16 protein-coding genes and 2 pseudogenes are annotated in these 14499 nt (G+C 65.5%); 10 read left to right on the forward strand and 8 right to left on the reverse strand.

Features of this window, described 5'->3' with window-relative positions; genetic code table 11:
* Positions 1-87: 87 nt before the first annotated feature.
* Positions 88-381, forward strand: coding sequence for a hypothetical protein (locus C5708_RS03155; protein ID WP_242918067.1), 294 nt, complete (start codon positions 88-90; stop codon positions 379-381).
* A gap of 27 nt (positions 382-408) precedes the next feature.
* Here C5708_RS03155 and C5708_RS03160 read toward each other — a convergent pair.
* A pseudogene (locus C5708_RS03160) lies at positions 409-744 on the reverse strand (P-type conjugative transfer ATPase TrbB); the annotation flags it as partial.
* Between the two features lie 71 nt (positions 745-815).
* Positions 816-1058 carry a hypothetical protein gene (locus tag C5708_RS03165; RefSeq protein WP_242917730.1) on the reverse strand — a complete coding sequence of 81 codons (243 nt, stop codon included), beginning with the start codon at positions 1056-1058 and terminating at the stop codon, positions 816-818.
* Positions 1059-1212: 154 nt separating this feature from the next.
* On the opposite strand from C5708_RS03165, the gene polX reads away from it, so the two are divergent.
* A complete protein-coding gene (gene polX / locus C5708_RS03170) occupies positions 1213-3030 on the forward strand; it encodes a DNA polymerase/3'-5' exonuclease PolX (protein WP_278253695.1) in 1818 nt (605 codons plus the stop codon).
* Positions 3031-3059: 29 nt separating this feature from the next.
* Positions 3060-4958 carry an adenosylcobalamin-dependent ribonucleoside-diphosphate reductase gene (locus C5708_RS03175; protein ID WP_278253696.1) on the forward strand — a complete coding sequence of 633 codons (1899 nt, stop codon included), beginning with the start codon at positions 3060-3062 and terminating at the stop codon, positions 4956-4958.
* Here C5708_RS03175 and C5708_RS03180 read toward each other — a convergent pair.
* The 4 genes and pseudogenes from C5708_RS03180 to C5708_RS03195 all read right to left on the reverse strand — a co-directional run.
* Positions 4915-5229, reverse strand: a complete 315-nt coding sequence (locus C5708_RS03180; RefSeq protein WP_242917735.1) for a DDE-type integrase/transposase/recombinase — start codon at positions 5227-5229, stop codon at positions 4915-4917. The genes C5708_RS03175 and C5708_RS03180 overlap by 44 nt on opposite strands.
* Before the next feature lie 73 nt (positions 5230-5302).
* The gene (locus C5708_RS03185) at positions 5303-5827 is read right to left on the reverse strand and encodes a hypothetical protein (protein WP_242917736.1); all 525 of its coding nucleotides are present in this window, start codon (positions 5825-5827) and stop codon (positions 5303-5305) included.
* 409 nt (positions 5828-6236) lie between these two features.
* Positions 6237-6896 (reverse strand): hypothetical protein, encoded by a 660-nt coding sequence (locus C5708_RS03190; protein ID WP_242917738.1) that lies wholly within the window; start codon positions 6894-6896, stop codon positions 6237-6239.
* 198 nt (positions 6897-7094) lie between these two features.
* A pseudogene (locus tag C5708_RS03195) lies at positions 7095-7547 on the reverse strand (DDE-type integrase/transposase/recombinase); the annotation flags it as partial.
* A gap of 215 nt (positions 7548-7762) precedes the next feature.
* Here C5708_RS03195 and C5708_RS03200 point away from each other — a divergent pair.
* Together C5708_RS03200 and C5708_RS03205 are read left to right on the forward strand one after the other, a co-directional pair.
* On the forward strand, positions 7763-8143 hold the full coding sequence (locus C5708_RS03200) for a PepSY domain-containing protein (protein ID WP_242917740.1): 381 nt from the start codon (positions 7763-7765) through the stop codon (positions 8141-8143).
* A gap of 40 nt (positions 8144-8183) precedes the next feature.
* Positions 8184-8696 (forward strand): transposase, encoded by a 513-nt coding sequence (locus C5708_RS03205; RefSeq protein ID WP_242917742.1) that lies wholly within the window; start codon positions 8184-8186, stop codon positions 8694-8696.
* Between the two features lie 435 nt (positions 8697-9131).
* Here the strand turns inward: C5708_RS03205 and C5708_RS03210 are convergent, their stop codons facing one another.
* Positions 9132-9611, reverse strand: a complete 480-nt coding sequence (locus tag C5708_RS03210; protein ID WP_242917744.1) for a host attachment protein — start codon at positions 9609-9611, stop codon at positions 9132-9134.
* A gap of 144 nt (positions 9612-9755) precedes the next feature.
* On the opposite strand from C5708_RS03210, the gene C5708_RS03215 reads away from it, so the two are divergent.
* From C5708_RS03215 to C5708_RS03225, 3 genes are all read left to right on the forward strand, one after another.
* Positions 9756-10406, forward strand: coding sequence for a BON domain-containing protein (locus C5708_RS03215; protein ID WP_242917746.1), 651 nt, complete (start codon positions 9756-9758; stop codon positions 10404-10406).
* A gap of 66 nt (positions 10407-10472) precedes the next feature.
* Positions 10473-10697: an NUDIX domain-containing protein gene (locus tag C5708_RS03220; protein ID WP_242917748.1), complete on the forward strand. Its 225-nt coding sequence runs from the start codon at positions 10473-10475 to the stop codon at positions 10695-10697.
* A gap of 26 nt (positions 10698-10723) precedes the next feature.
* On the forward strand, positions 10724-10939 hold the full coding sequence (locus C5708_RS03225) for a hypothetical protein (RefSeq protein WP_242917750.1): 216 nt from the start codon (positions 10724-10726) through the stop codon (positions 10937-10939).
* A 64-nt stretch (positions 10940-11003) separates the two neighbouring features.
* On the opposite strand, the gene C5708_RS03230 is transcribed toward C5708_RS03225, so the two are convergent.
* Positions 11004-11432 carry a pyridoxamine 5'-phosphate oxidase family protein gene (locus C5708_RS03230; protein WP_242917751.1) on the reverse strand — a complete coding sequence of 143 codons (429 nt, stop codon included), beginning with the start codon at positions 11430-11432 and terminating at the stop codon, positions 11004-11006.
* Between the two features lie 187 nt (positions 11433-11619).
* Between C5708_RS03230 and C5708_RS03235 the strand changes: the two genes are divergently transcribed.
* Together C5708_RS03235 and C5708_RS03240 are read left to right on the forward strand one after the other, a co-directional pair.
* Entirely contained in the window at positions 11620-12864 is a 1245-nt protein-coding gene (locus C5708_RS03235) for a DUF4010 domain-containing protein (RefSeq protein WP_242917753.1), read from the forward strand.
* Between the two features lie 255 nt (positions 12865-13119).
* Positions 13120-14499, forward strand: a complete 1380-nt coding sequence (locus C5708_RS03240; protein ID WP_242917755.1) for an MBL fold metallo-hydrolase — start codon at positions 13120-13122, stop codon at positions 14497-14499.

The raw sequence follows: 14499 nt of genomic DNA on the forward strand, positions 1-14499 counted from the left end.
CCCCGTCGCGACGCCCGCGTTGACCCTGATCAAGGCGCAATGAACCGGTGCGCCGAATGCTGGACTTCAGCAAACTGGGAGTTTCTCATGCGCATCAGCCTCCTTTCCGCTGGCGGGACGCTGGCCCTCTTCGTCGGGCTCGGCCATCTGGCATGGGCGTTGATGGTGGCGATCGGTTGGGCCGAGCCGCTGCTCGACCTGATCTTCCGCCTCCATTTCCTGACCGTTCAGCTCTCGGTCGCGCCGTTCGATCTGGGCCGCGCCCTGGCCTTGGTGGGACTGACCGCCTTCGGCGGCTTCGTGAGCGGATGCCTCCTCGCCGCCATCTGGAACCTCATCGCCTACATTCCCGAACAGCGCTGGCGGGCGCGGCCGCTCTGACCTCGGTCGCGCCGAGGCGATGGCCGTGACGCCGGCCTGCACATAGTCGGCCAGGGTGAAGACCCGGCCGGCGAGCTTGCGCAGGGAGAAGGTCGGGGCGGCGACCGTGGGCGGCAGGAGCCCTTCGAACCGCTCGCCGGTCCCCGGCAGTTCGGCCGCCAGGCGCGGCCGGTCGGCATGGACCTCGCCGCCGACATGATGGGCGACCAGGCGCGGAATCCGCTCGCCGTCGGCCGCCGACCGGGTCAGCCCCGCATCGACCAGCCCGGAGTCGAAGCGGTCGATCCAGACCCGGTCGTCGCGGTTGAGCATGACCTCGGCAAGGAACACGGCCGCTTGCAACGTAAGGCGCCGTCGACGCATCCCGCGACACAAGGCCGGATGTTGGGTCTGCGCGGAGAAGGAGAAGCGAAGCTTGAGACGGTGATCGCTCGCTAGTCGTCCACCTGTCGCGCAACTATGGCGTTCGCCTCGCGGATCGCGCGCACCTCGTCGCCCGTCCGCTCCAGGGCTTCATTGGCGACTTTCGCCCAAAGCGCCTGCAGCGCCGGCGTCTTCGCCTTGCGTGTGTGCCTCTCGGCGTCATCTGAAGTCCACGGCACCGGCTGGGCTTTCCCTGACTTGCGACCGCCCACCTTGGTGGCGCCAACCGACGAGAAGTCGTTGACGGATGTCAATCGGCGTCAAGCTCGCGTCTCAGCCTCAGGCGGCGCATCGTCCTGCGGCTGGTCCGGCGGCGTCCTCGCCGCCTGCGCGCACGGTCGGGGTGGGCTTCCTCCATCCTTCGCCGGGCCTTGAGCGGGCTCAATTCCGCCCCTTCGCCACCACCGATTGATCCGCCTCAGAGCGCCGACCGTCCGAACCGCCGATCCTGACAGCGCCTGTAGTCGGCGTCGCCTCCGCGAGCCGAGCCAAAAGGCGGATGGCCATGACTGTTCACAACACCGAAATCGCGGACATCTTCAACCGCATGGCCGAGTTGCTGGAGATCGAAGACGCCAGCCCGTTCCGCGTGCGCGCCTATCGCCGTGCGGCCGCGACGCTGCAGGACCTTGGCGAGTCCGCCGCCAGCCTGCTGGCTCGGGGCGGGACCTCGACGACCTGCCGGGCATCGGCGAGGACTTGGCCTGCAAGATCGCCGAAATCTGCCGAACCGGACGGCTCAAGGCGCTCGAGGAGCTCGAAACCCGGACCCCAGCAAGCCTGGCGGTGTTGATGACGGTTCACGGCCTCGGCCCCAGGCGGGCGAAGGTTCTACATGACCGCCTGGGCGTGGAGACCGTGGAGGATCTGGCGCGGGCGGCGGCGGCCGGCAATGTGCGCTCCCTGCCCCGGTTCGGCGAAGCCCTGGAGAAGCGCTTGCTGGATAGCCTGCAAGCGACGCTCCCAGCCGGCCAGGGCCGTCGGCGCCTCGACTCGGTCGAGGAGACGGTCGACGAGCTCCTCGTCTTTCTGAGCCGCCTTCCAGGCGTGACCCGGGCGGAGGCGGCCGGCAGCTATCGACGCCGGTGCGAGACCGTGGGCGACATCGACCTTCTGGCGGTCGCGCCGAACGGTCAAGCCGTGGCCGACGCCTTCGCGGCCCATGAAGACACGGCGCGAGTGCTGGAGAAGGGATCGACCCGGGTGACGATCATATTGAGGAGCGGCCTGCAGGTAGACCTCAGGATCGTGCCCGAGGAGAGCTACGGCGCGGCTCTGGTCTATTTCACGGGATCGAAGGAACACAATATCACCCTGCGCAAGCTCGGTCAGGCCAAGGGGCTAAAGGTCAACGAATACGGCGTATACAATGAGGGCCGGCGGATCGCCGGGCGCACGGAGGCGGAGGTCTACGCCAGCGTGGATCTCCCCTTCATCCCCCCAGAACTGCGCGAAGCGCGAGGCGAGATCGAGGCGGCCAAAGCCAACGCCCTGCCTCAACTCGTGACCCTGAGCGACCTGAAGGGAGACCTGCATCTGCACACTCGCGCCTCGGACGGGCGGAGCCGCCTTGAGGACATGGTCGAGGCCGCCCGCGCGCGTGGCTACGCCCATGCGGCCGTCAGCGACCATTCCCGCCACGCGACGGCGGCCCACGGCCTGACCCCCGAACGCCTCTCAGCCCAACTCGAGGCCATCGATCGCCTGAATGACGACCTGAAGGATTTCCGAGCGCTCAAGGCCGCCGAAGTCGACATCCTCGCGGACGGCTCGCTCGATTTCCCGGACGACCTGCTGGCGCGGCTGGACGTGGTGATCGGCGCCATCCATTCCGACTTCGACCTGCCGGCCACGGTCCAGACCCAGCGGGTGCTCCGCGCCATGGATGACCCATTGTTCCACATTTTCGCCCATCCGACCGGCCGCTTGATCGGCGAGCGGCCAGGCTACCAGATCGATCTGGACAAGGTGATGAAGGGCGCGCTCGATCGCGGCTGCTTCTTGGAGCTCAACGCCCTTCCGAGCCGCCTAGACCTCGATGACGTCCACTGCCGGACGGCCAAGGCCATGGGCCTGAAGGTGGCGATCTCCTCGGATGCGCATTCGACGCTCGGCCTGGCCAATATCCGTTACGGCGTCGACCAGGCCCGTCGCGGCTGGCTGGGTTCGGAGGATGTGCTCAACAGCCGAAGCTGGTCCGAGTTGAAGGCCTTGCTGGCCCGCTAGGAGGACCGCACCATGCCGGGGTGCCGTTGATGAGCAGGTCTGTTCCCGCACGCGCTTCCGGAACGGCGGCGCTGGTCCGGACGCTTTGGGAGACCAGATACCGCTGCGTGGGGGGTGCGTTTCCCGAGCGCACGATCGAGGATAGCCAGAGAAGGGTGAGCCGGGCGGTCGCCGCCGCCGAGACGGCTGAAACGCCGTTCTGGGCCGAGGCGTTCGCCAACCTGCTGCGCGACTTCCGGTTTCTGCCGGGCGGCCGCATCCAGGCCGCCGCCGGGACCGCCCATCAAGCCACCCTGTTCAACTGTTTCGTCATGGGGCCGATCACCGACGCCAATGCGCCGGCCGCCTTGCGCGAGGCGGAAATGACCTTGGCCTTTGGCGGCGGAATCGGCTGCGATTTCTCCGCCCTCGCCCCGCACGGCGTCCGGACCTCCACGACCGCGGCCCCCGGGCCGCTAGGTTGGCTGAAGGCGTGGGAGGCCATGTGCGCCCGCAGTCAATCGATCGGCTTTCGACGCGGAGCGATGATCGCCACCCTCCGATGCGACCATCCGGACATAGAGGCCTTCATAAGGGCCAAGCAAGACAGCGCAGGCTTTCAGCACGTCAATCTGTCCGTCCTCGTCACCGACGCCTTCGTGAAGGCGGCGCGGGCGGACGCCAGCTGGGCGCTACGGCTCCTCCCTACCGGGACCGAACCAGGATCCTCCCGCGTAGTTCGGCGGCTTGCGGCAAGAGACCTGTGGCGCTCGATCATGCAGTGCGCTTATCACAGCGCCGAGCCGGGCGTGCTGTTCATCGATCGGATCACCGCCGAAAACAATCTCGCCTACTGCGAACGGATCGCCGCCACCAATCCCTGCGGCGAGATTCCCCTGCCCGCCTATGGTGCCTGCGACCTGGGCTCACTTAACCTGACACGGTTCGTATCGCGGCCGTTCGCCCCTGGGGCGGCCATCGACTTCGACGGCCTCTCCCGCGCCGCACGCCTGGCCGTCCGCTTCCTCGACGATGTGATCGATATCTCCCGCTTCCCGCTGCCGCAGCAGGAAGCGGCCGCCAAGGCCAGCCGGCGGGTGGGCCTGGGCATCACAAGGCTGGCCGACGCCCTGGTCATGTTGGGGCTGCGCTACGGCCAGCCGCGATCGCTCGCCCTCGCCGGACATCTGATGGAGGTCATTCGCGATGCGGCCTACGGCGCATCGATCGCCCTGGCCCGCGAGAAAGGATGCTTTCCCGCGTTCCGGCGCGAGCCCTATCTGGCGGCTCCCTTCATCCAGCGCCTGCCCGGCGCGCTACGCGACGAAATCGCCCGGCATGGCGTTCGCAACAGCCATCTGCTCGCCATCGCCCCCGCCGGCAGCATCAGTCTTCTGGCCGGCAACGTGTCGAGCGGTCTCGAGCCCATCTACGCCCCAACTTGGCGCCGGACGATGACCACGCCTCGCGGTCCTGAGGTTTTCGATCTGACCGATGCGGCCGTCGCCGCCTGGCGCGAGCGGAGCGGCGGCGACGGCCTGCCGCCGGCTTTCGTATCGGCGCAGGACCTGAGCATCGAGGAGCATCTCGGCATGCAGGCGGTTTTGCAGCCCTTCATCGACAACGCCATCTCAAAGACGGTGACGGTCGCCGAAGATTGCCCCTTCGAGATCTTCGCCCGCACCTATCAGCAGGCCTACGATCTCGGCCTCAAGGGATGCACGCTCTACCGCCCGAACGCCGCGATGGGCGCGGTGCTCCAGGCGGGGCCGAGGGCGCGCTGCGACGCCCCCTCGTCGGTGTTGACAGCTCAAGTCTCGACGGACGCAGAGCGCCCCTCCCCGCCCCGACCGTCAGGCGGCGATCGTCGCCTCCGCCCCCACCTGGGTGAGCCGCGGCCCGGAATTAGCGAAGCGTCGACCGGCGGATCAGATGGGGCTGCAGGTTGAAGGTGTTGTAGACGGTGGCGTGAATGGCGAGAAAGCGCTGGGCTGAGCCCTGGCTTTTGAACTTCTGCATCTTCCGCTCCCGTCGTCGGATCGGCAGGTGCGAGTTTTCCGCTCGGTTGTTTTCGCGCATACTGCTTGGCCGGTGACGCTCCTGCAGGTTCAGCGCCTCCTCGACATCGCGAAAGCTCAGGGTGAAGCGGAAATAAAGCCACACCGCGTAGTGAATCACCGGCGCCGGAAATCGATGACGCTTAAACGACAACCGCTTCATCCGCCCCCTGCCCCCGATCTCCGCCCCGCAGGACCCAGACTAGCGACAAGTTAGGGTTAGCCTGAAGCACCCTTCACCCGGCCGCGGACAAGCGCACGTCGGCGCGCGCCAGGCGCCGATAGAGACTGCGGCGGCGAATAAGCGGCTGCCAGTCATAGAGGAATATCTGGATTGGCCGCCAATTGGCGACCCAACCCAGGATGATCAGCCCCTCATTGAAAAAGCGAGCGACATAGCCTTCGCCGAGCAAACCGTTCAAACCGCTGCCCAACACGATGGAGATCGCCAACATGGCCAGGCTGACGGCGAGCGACGTTCGGCCGACCCGAAACAGATCACGCAGTTCCCAGCCTATGATATCGGCGCGGTAGGCGAAGTAGTTGCGGACGGCTTCGCCAACATGGGCGGCCTCCTCTCGCGCCGCCTGCTGCGCCGGCAGGTGCACCACGATCTGCAGCGCGCCTCTCGGCATCTCGCCCGCCCAGCCAACCACGTATTCCTCCACCCGCTCATCAAGATCGCGTTCGCGATAGGGCAACGGATCAAGAGTGTGGAAGAGCTGACCAATATCGTGCACACGCAGTTCGATCGGCCGCAATCTCGCAACTCGCGCCGTTAGACCGCCTTTCCCATCGCCATGGTGGAAAGCGCGCAAATCGAGCCCATCCTTAGAACGGGTCGACTTGTGAAAGGGTGGTGATCCCCTGGCCGCTCAGAACGAATATGCGATCTTTGGTTCGCCCCGCCGAAAGGGACCTCAGCAACCCTTGCTCTTCAAGCCGCTCCGCCTCTTGAAAGAGAGATTTTCCCGGGGAAAGCCTCACGCCTCCCTGAACATTGAAGCTTCGAAGGAACATGCGATCAGGCGCATTTCCAGGAAACATGGCGCACCTTTCCATATATCGACCATGCTAAGACATATTCATACACGCGATCACTGAACAATTGTCGCAAAGAACTGTTCTTAACGACAACCGCCCTGGTCGCGATCGAAACCTGCCATATCGTCACACGCTTCGCCCCTTCAGCTGATTAGACGCTGGCGCAGCGAAATGATGACTGAACCACGCCTGCGACAGGCCGATCACCTCGTCGAGCGCGCCCGGCTCTTCGAACAAATGCGACGCGCCATCGACGATCGCCAGATGCGCCGCCGGGCCAAGCTGCCGCAAGGCCGCGCGATTGAGCGCCAAGACCTCGACATCGCGCGAACCGACGATCAGCAGGGTCGGCGCCGCCGCCGGCCCAAGCGCGCCGGCCAGGTCGGGCCGTCCCCCGCGTGAGACCACGGCCGCGACCGGCCTGCGCGCCGCGGCGCACAACGCGGCGGCCGCACCGGTGCTCGAACCGAATAGGCCGATGTCCAGCCCGCCCAAGCGCTGAGTCTCGCGAGCCCAGTCGATCGCCTCGACCAGACGGCTCGTCAGCAACGCGACATCGAAGACATTGGCACGAAAGGCGGCTTCGTCTGCATTCAGCAGGTCGAACAGCAACGTCGCCACCCCCTTCGCCGCAAGGGCGAAGGCGACTTTCCGATTGCGGGGACTGAACCGGCTCGATCCGCTGCCATGGGCGAAAATCACCAGCCCGCGCGGTCTATTCGGCGTAATCACGTCTCCCAGCAAACTCAGCGGGCCGACCTCTACGCCGCTTTGGCTGGGCAACATCGCACAGCTCCAATTTCAACCTCTCCATCCAGCCATGTTGAACAGGGAAAGGCGAAGCGCCTTGAGCCCGCTCAAGTCGAGCCGGCGCGTCATGCTGATGCGGATCAAACCGTTGGCGGGGTGTTGTCACGTTAACCGTCATCAGCCCGCGAACGCCCCTCCCCGCCCCGACCGTCAGGCGGCGATCGTCGCCTCCGCCTACGCTTGATGCGCCGCGGCCCGGAATTGGCGGAGCGTCGATCGGCGGATCAGATGGGGTTGCAGGTTGAAGGTGTTGTAGACGGCGACGTGAGTGGCGAGGAAGCGCTGGGCTGAGCCCTGGCTCTTGAACTTCTCCATCTTTCGCTCCCGTTGTCGGATCGGCAGGTGCGAATTTTCCGCCCGATGGTTTTCGCGCATGCCGCCCGGCCGGTGACGCTCCTGCAGGTTCAGTGTCTTGGCCGCCGCCCGATACGAGGCCAGCTTGTTCGTCGTGATCGTTTCGGGATGAACGCCCTGGCTTTTCAGCAATTTTCTCAGCAGCTTCAAAGCCGCCGCCTTATTGCGGCGCTTCTGGGCCAGCATGTTGAGGACCTCGCCCTCATCGTCGACGGCTCGCCACAGAAACATCCATCAGCCGCCGATCTTCACCACCATCTCGTCCAGACGCCAGCGGCCCGTCGGCGGCGCAGCGGCCTATGGCCGGCTGGGCGCAACATCAATCTGGTTCGTCGCCGCGATGGTCCTGTTGACCGCCAGCTCCAAGCGTCTGTTTCCCGCTCCCGAAGCGCCGTGAAGGTCCGCCCCGTGAAGGGTATTGATGCGGATCAAGGAGGCTCCGGGGCCAATCCGACAGGATTCGAAAGGCTGTTCACAGGAGAAGCCTCATGAAGCGCATCTTGATCGCCGTCGCCAGCATCGCCATTGCGTCCCCCCTCACGGGTCACACGGTCGCCGCGGAACACTTCAAGGGCGAGTCCCTGGCGAAGTCGGCCAAGCTCGACATCGCCAAGGCCCGATCCATAGCCCTGAAGGCTCGCCCTGGACGTATCACCGAAGAGGAGCTCGAAAAGGAAAAGGGAGGCAGCGGTCTACGCTACTCCTTCGATATACTGAGCAACGGAACGACGTACGAGGTGGGCGTAGACGCCAACTCCGGCGATATCCTCGAAAACGGGCACGAAGGCATGGTGAGCGAGGCCGGAGAAGCCGTGAAGGAAGGCGCCGGGCGGGTGACCGACGCGTTGAAGAAGAAAAAGCCCGATTAAGGCCCGTCGCCCCCCGATCCACGCATGGCCCAGACTGGAGATGGTGTGGACGGCGCTCACGCGGCAACTGCGTGTCATGATGGCTGCCGTCGAACATGTCATCAGAGGAGCGCCGCCCACCGAGGAGATGACCACTGTTGGAGTTGATCTGGCGAGGAGCGTCTTCCGGGTTCACGCGCTCGACGCCACCGGACGCGTCGGCCTCGAGGCCGGCAGCAGCGCGCATCACTGGGGTCGTGTCCTAAGACAGCTCGGCCATGACGTGCGTCTGCTCCCGCCAGTCTATGTGAAGCCCTGTGTTCGCCGGCAAAAGAACGACGTCGCCGACGCGACGGCGACCTGCGAGGCGGTGACCCGGCCGTCGATGCGTTTCGTATCGATCAAGTCCGAGGAACAACAGGCCGCACTGATGCTGCACAGGGCGCGCTCGTTACTACCGTCGCAGCGCACCGCGCTGATCTGCGTGATACGCGGCCATATGGCCGAGTTGGACCTCACGGCTCCCCGCGCCGTGCGCAACCTACGCCCTCTGCTCAGTGTCCCTGGCCGATGAGGCGGACGATAGTCTGCCGCCGATCCCAGGCTGCGCTCAGCCCCCTGTCCGATCAACTCGGCTACATCGAGATCCAGATCGCCAGCCTCGACCGCCAGCTTCTGGAATGGCGTCGCTCGAGCTCTGTCAGCCAGCGCCTAGCGAGCATCCCAGGCGTAGGGCCAGTCGCCGCAACGGCGCTCGCCGCCAGCGTCACGGAACCCGCGATGTTCGCATCCGGGCGAGAGTTCTCGGCTTCCTGGGTCTGATACCCCGCCAAAACTCTAGCGGCGGCAAGGTCCGGGAGCATCGTTCAGTTCGGGGCGACCGGGCCGTTGACGCCCCTCAGGCGCTAACAAAAGCTATCAGCGCCCCGCCAGGAGGGGCGATCCAGGCGATCCGAACCGGGACAGACGTAGATCACGTCATCTGCCGGGCGTGAGCTGCACGCCAATCCTATTCATCCCGCAGCCACCCGCCCGTTTCCGGCACTGCGAAGGTCAGGTCATCAAGCCAGGCTCCAAGCGCGTGATCCGGGGTTTTGGTCAGATCCTTCGCGAGCGCGCCAGCGATTGGCGTCGAGGGCTCAAGACACCGGCGCAGAGCGCCGATCAGTCGTGGGGGCGCAGCGAGGACGACGCCGGTCAGGCCCGTGCTGGAGACGATGCCCGCCGCCTGCGCCGCAACCTGCGCCACGAAAGCTGTCTTCGCCCGCCGCACATGCCCCTCGCGACCGACACGATGGCGGACCGGCTCGTGACTGCCAAACACCCTGGCCTGCGGACTCGCGTGCAGCCTGTCGCGCAAGGTCTTGAGCCGGCTCATTTGGTTTAGCTCGGCGACCGTGACGAAGTCGCCGTTGGACGATGATCGTTCGACCATGCGCGCTCGGCCGCCATCGGTCAAAACAAAGAGGAACTTCCGGCGCTTAGCCACGGGGCGCCTTCCTTTCGGATTTCGGAACGGCGATATCGCGCGACTTCTGCGCCGCTCCAGGAAGATGCGCCTTGATCCACGTCAACGCAGTTTTGCGGCATGGCGCAAGACTGCCCTGCCGGGCTGGAGGATGGAGCAAAGACTATGGGTAACGACAGCAATATTCGAAACGATGTCCTTGCGGAGCTCAAGTTTGAGCCGCAAGTCGCCGACGCCGCCGTCGGGGTGACGGTGGCCGACGGCGTCGTGACCTTGAGCGGTCACGTGTCGAGCTATGCTGAAAAGCTGGCGGCGGAAGCGGCGGCCAAGCGCGTCAAAGGGGTTCGGGCCATCGCCGAAGACATCGAGGTCCGCCTTCCGTACGAGGTGGTCCACGACGATGCGGAGATCGCCAAACGCGCAGCCAACATCATGACGTGGAACATCGTGGCGCCGAAGACGGGGGTGAAAGTCAAGGTTGAGAACGGCTGGGTCACCCTTAGCGGCGAGGTCGACTGGACTTACAAGAGAGAAGAAGTCGAACGCATCGTCCGCCATCTGACGGGCGTAAGGGGGGTGACGAACCTGATCACCTTGCGAAGCGGCATCAAGCAAGGCGACGTCAAGAGCCAGATCAAGAAGGCGTTTCATCGCAACGCCGAGATCGACGCCTCAGGCATCGAAATCGGCATAGACGGCGGCAAGGTGACGCTTTCTGGCGACGTCAAGCTCTGGCGAGAACGCGAGATGGCGGAGAACGCCGTTTGGGCCGTCCCAGGCGTCTATCAGGTGATCGACAAACTCGTGGTGATCTAGGCCGAAGGCAGGATCGCGGCGGGGACGCCCCGTCCTCGCCAGCTCCTCTGCTTCAAGCAAAGCTTCATGCCGCCCCAGACAAGCGCAGGACTGCTCGTTTTCCGCAACGCCCCGACCGGAGCGGAATTTTTGCTGGTTCATCCTGGCGGACCGTTCTGGAAGAACAGGGACGATGGAGTTTGGTCCATTCCCAAGGGCTTGATCGAACAAGGCGAGGACGGGCTTTGCGCCGCCGCTCGCGAGTTCACGGAAGAAACCGGCGCATCGGTTTCCGGTCCGTTCGCCCCCTGACGCCCTTGCGCCAGAAAAGCGGCAAGATGGTCCTGTGCTGGCTCGTTGAAGCGGACATCGATCTGGGCCGCTTTAGCAACAACCTGATGACCCTCGAGACGCCGACGGTTTCGGGACGGATGGGCCGCTTCGCAGAATGCGACCGCGCCACCTATATGCCCGCAGATCTTGCGATGCGAAAAATCCTCCCCGGCCAACGTGGCTTCGTCGCCCAGGCGCTCAACCAGCTAGGCGCGGGATAAACGCCTCCAACCGCCACGGTTACGGCATGGCGAAAGGACTGAGTTTGACGACCTCGGCGCCGCGTTACGCGCCACCGGGCGCGGCGTCGATCCGCACGAGATCCGAGTACAGCTTGCCGTCCCTCATCTCGATTAGGGACACGATCGCGGGCGTCGCGCGCATCACCGCCACGGAGGACGCCGGCGGCGCGAACAGGCTGGCCTCCGGATACCGGCTGTGGATCAGATCGTTAAGATGCCGGATTTCTGCGAGATCGACGATCTCCGCCGCGTGGGCGGCCATCGACAGCCCCCGTCGAGGCGATTGATCGCCTCCGGTTCCGATCGCGATCGAAACCCGCGGATCGTGCTGGATATTGGCGAGCTTCTGGCTGGTGCGTGAGACGACGAAATAGAGCGTCGTCGCCTGGTTCACGTACCCGACCATGGTGTTCTGCGGCCAACCATCCGGCCGCAGGGTCGCCAGACACATCAGCCTATGGGCGTCCAGCATGGCTTGAATCCGCCCTAAGGCGCCCGGATCAGCGGCTTTTGGCTCTTCCACGGTTCGCTCTCCATAGCATCGACACTTGATTGAATGCTGATCCCCGACAACGCGCTTCTCATTGCGACGTCTCAAAGTCCGTCGACGCCGATGCGCCCATTATCGAAACCGTTGTCGCGCTTCGCGGGACAAGGCCATGATCGAAAGCCTGTCGCATCGCCCCGAATGGTCCCTGCTGGTCGCACTGGCCACGGGCCTCCTGATCGGCGCGGAGCGCGAACGCCGTAAGGAGGAAGGCGAAGGCCACGCGCCAGCCGGGGTGAGAACCTTCGCCCTCGTCGCCCTGCTCGGGGCGGTCACCGCCCAACTCGGCGAGGGCATGGCGCTGCTGACCGGCGCCTTGGTCGGCGTCGGCGCGATCGTCGGCTACAGCCTCGAGGACCGGCGCGACCCTGGGCTGACCGGCGAAATCGCGCTCGTCCTCACCTTCGCGCTAGGGGTGCTCAGCCATGTCAACGCGATCCTGACCTTCGCGATTGGCGTGGTCGTCACCGCTTTGCTGGCCTATCGCACGCAGATTCACCAACTGGTCCGCAAAACCCTGACACAGCAGGAATTGCTCGACGGCGTCACCTTCGCCATCGCCGCCGCCGTCATATTGCCGCTGCTGCCAAACCGGGCGCTCGATCCGATGGGCCTCTTCAATCCGTTCACGCTCTGGCGCCTGGTCGTGCTGGTCATGGCGCTGAGCTCGCTTGGCCACATCGCCCAGCGCATGATCGGCGCCCGCTACGGCTTGATGATCGCTGGCCTCTTCGCCGGCTTCATTTCGGCGACGGCGGCCATCGCGGCCATGGCTCATCGTTCGAGAGCGGACCCAGACCTGACCGCCGCAAGCGCGGCCGGCGCGGCCGCGTCGCTGCTGAGCAGCATGATCTACATGATGATCCTGATCTTTGTGGTCAGTCCTCGTCTTCTGTCTGCGTTGACCGCGCCGCTCGGCGCCGCTGCACTGACCTTGCTGGGCTACTCGGTGGTTCTGGGAGCCCGGTCCAGCATCCAGGGCGATCATGCGAACGCCCCCGGCCGGGCGTTCAACTTCGGCGCCGCCTTGCTGTTCGTTGGGCTGGTCGCCACGGTCACCGTGCTCTGTCGATTGCTGGCGGCGCGCCTGGGATCGGCGGGAGCATTGATCGGCGCGGCGGCGACCGGCCTGACCGACGCCCACGCCGCCGCCCTATCCATGGCCACCCTCGATCAATCCGGACAAATCGATACGCCGACGGCCGTGATCGGCGTGCTGGTCGGCCTGACGACGAACATGGCGATCAAGATTCCAGTGGCCTTCGCGCTCGGCTCCCGGCGCTTCGCCGTCCGCATAGCCGTCGGCGGCGTTCTGGCGGTCGCCAGCTTATGGGCGGCCCACGGACTGTCATCCTGACTTCCTCATCTCGGGTCGATGGATGGCCGGACGACCAGCCCCAGGGCGCAAACCCGCCTTTGGCCGCCCGTCCGCCCGAGATCCGAAACGCCTATCGCGGTCGAACGGCGATACGGCCCGCGGGGCGCTCTCGAAGAGACCATGCCCATCCGCCGGTTCGACGGCCCAGTTCTGGGCGCGCCCTTACGCCTTGAGTTGCATCAAGGCCCGGCTGGGACGGCCGGGCCACAAACGGCGGAGACCTTGGAGGCCATCATGTCGATGACGCTCACCTGCCTCGGCGGCGCCGGCGCCGTCACCGGATCGCGGCACCTGCTGGAGTCCGATAACGACAAGCTGCTGATCGACTGCGGCCTGTTTCAGGGGCTGAAGACCCTGCGCCTGCGCAACTGGGCCCCCTTCCCGATACAGCCGGCCTCCATCGACGCCGTGATCCTGACCCATGCTCATCTCGATCATTGCGGCTATCTGCCCAAGCTGGTCCGCGAAGGCTTCAGACGCCGGGTGATCGCGACCTCTTCGACCATCGACCTTTGCGAGATCATTCTGAGAGATGCGGCTCATCTGCAGGAGAAGGATGCGGAGTACGCCAACCGCAGCGGCTTCTCGCGCCACCATCCAGCCCTGCCGCTTTATACGGCGAACGACGCCGAGCGCGCTCTGAAACGGCTGACGCGGGTCGCATTCCACAACGACCTGCCTCTACCGGCCGGCGCGCAGCTCACCTTCCGCCGCGCCGGCCATATCCTGGGTGCGGCGACCGCTGAAATCCGGTGGCGAGGCCGCACCATCGCCTTTTCCGGCGACCTTGGCCGCTATGGCGATCCCATGATGGTCGATCCCGAGCCGATCCCTCAGGCCGACTATCTCGTCGTGGAATCGACCTATGGCGACCGACTGCACGATCCCGTCGATCCAACGGCCGCGCTCGGCGACATCATCGAACGGACGACGCGGCGCGGGGGAACCGTGATCATCCCCGCCTTCGCGGTCGGCCGGGCGCAGCTGCTGCTGTACCATCTGTGGCGCCTACGCCAGTCGGGCCGCCTTGGTCTGACCCCTATCTATCTGGACAGCCCGATGGCGATCGACGCGAGCGACATCCTGCGCCGCCATCCGGACGACTATCGCCTTTCTCCGTCCGATTGCCGCCAGGCCTGCGCGGTCGCGACCTATGTGCGCGACGTCGAAGAATCCAAGGCCATAAGCGCCAGTCCCGTGCCCAAGGTCATTTTGTCGGCCAGCGGCATGGCGACCGGCGGACGCGTGCTTCATCACATCAAGGCGTTCGGTCGCGACCCACGCAACACCATCCTGTTCTCGGGGTTCCAGGCCGCCGGCACCCGCGGCGCGGCCCTGATCGCCGGCGCCGGCGAAACCAAGATTCACGGCCAATGGATTCCGATCCGCGCCGAGATCGCCGCCCTCACCATGTTGTCAGCCCATGCCGACGCCGCCGAAATCGTGCGCTGGCTCAAGGGTTTTCGGCAGCCGCCTCGCCACACTTTCATCGTGCATGGCGAGCCCTCCGCCTCCGAGGCCCTGCGTGTAAGGATCGGCCGGGAACTGGGATGGGACTGCACGGTGGCCGAGCCCATGGCCCCCTACGACCTTTCCGAGGCCGCGCGGGCGTGA

The sequence above is a fragment of the Caulobacter sp. CCUG 60055 genome (assembly GCF_022750545.1).
Lineage (GTDB): Bacteria > Pseudomonadota > Alphaproteobacteria > Caulobacterales > Caulobacteraceae > PUIC01.

Bases quoted from the DNA above. Each gene is read 5' to 3' on its own strand.
- C5708_RS03220 (WP_242917748.1), top strand. From the start codon at position 10,473: ATGCCGCCCCAGACAAGCGCAGGACTGCTCGTTTTCCGCAACGCCCCG.
- C5708_RS03200 (WP_242917740.1), top strand. From the start codon at position 7,763: ATGAAGCGCATCTTGATCGCCGTCGCCAGCATCGCCATTGCGTCCCCC.
- C5708_RS03205 (WP_242917742.1), top strand. From the start codon at position 8,184: ATGGTGTGGACGGCGCTCACGCGGCAACTGCGTGTCATGATGGCTGCC.
- C5708_RS03155 (WP_242918067.1), top strand. From the start codon at position 88: ATGCGCATCAGCCTCCTTTCCGCTGGCGGGACGCTGGCCCTCTTCGTC.
- C5708_RS03190 (WP_242917738.1), bottom strand. From the start codon at position 6,896: ATGTTGCCCAGCCAAAGCGGCGTAGAGGTCGGCCCGCTGAGTTTGCTG.
- C5708_RS03235 (WP_242917753.1), top strand. From the start codon at position 11,620: ATGATCGAAAGCCTGTCGCATCGCCCCGAATGGTCCCTGCTGGTCGCA.
- C5708_RS03225 (WP_242917750.1), top strand. From the start codon at position 10,724: ATGGTCCTGTGCTGGCTCGTTGAAGCGGACATCGATCTGGGCCGCTTT.
- C5708_RS03230 (WP_242917751.1), bottom strand. From the start codon at position 11,432: ATGCTGGACGCCCATAGGCTGATGTGTCTGGCGACCCTGCGGCCGGAT.
- C5708_RS03240 (WP_242917755.1), top strand. From the start codon at position 13,120: ATGTCGATGACGCTCACCTGCCTCGGCGGCGCCGGCGCCGTCACCGGA.
- C5708_RS03175 (WP_278253696.1), top strand. From the start codon at position 3,060: ATGAGCAGGTCTGTTCCCGCACGCGCTTCCGGAACGGCGGCGCTGGTC.
- C5708_RS03215 (WP_242917746.1), top strand. From the start codon at position 9,756: ATGGGTAACGACAGCAATATTCGAAACGATGTCCTTGCGGAGCTCAAG.
- C5708_RS03180 (WP_242917735.1), bottom strand. From the start codon at position 5,229: ATGAAGCGGTTGTCGTTTAAGCGTCATCGATTTCCGGCGCCGGTGATT.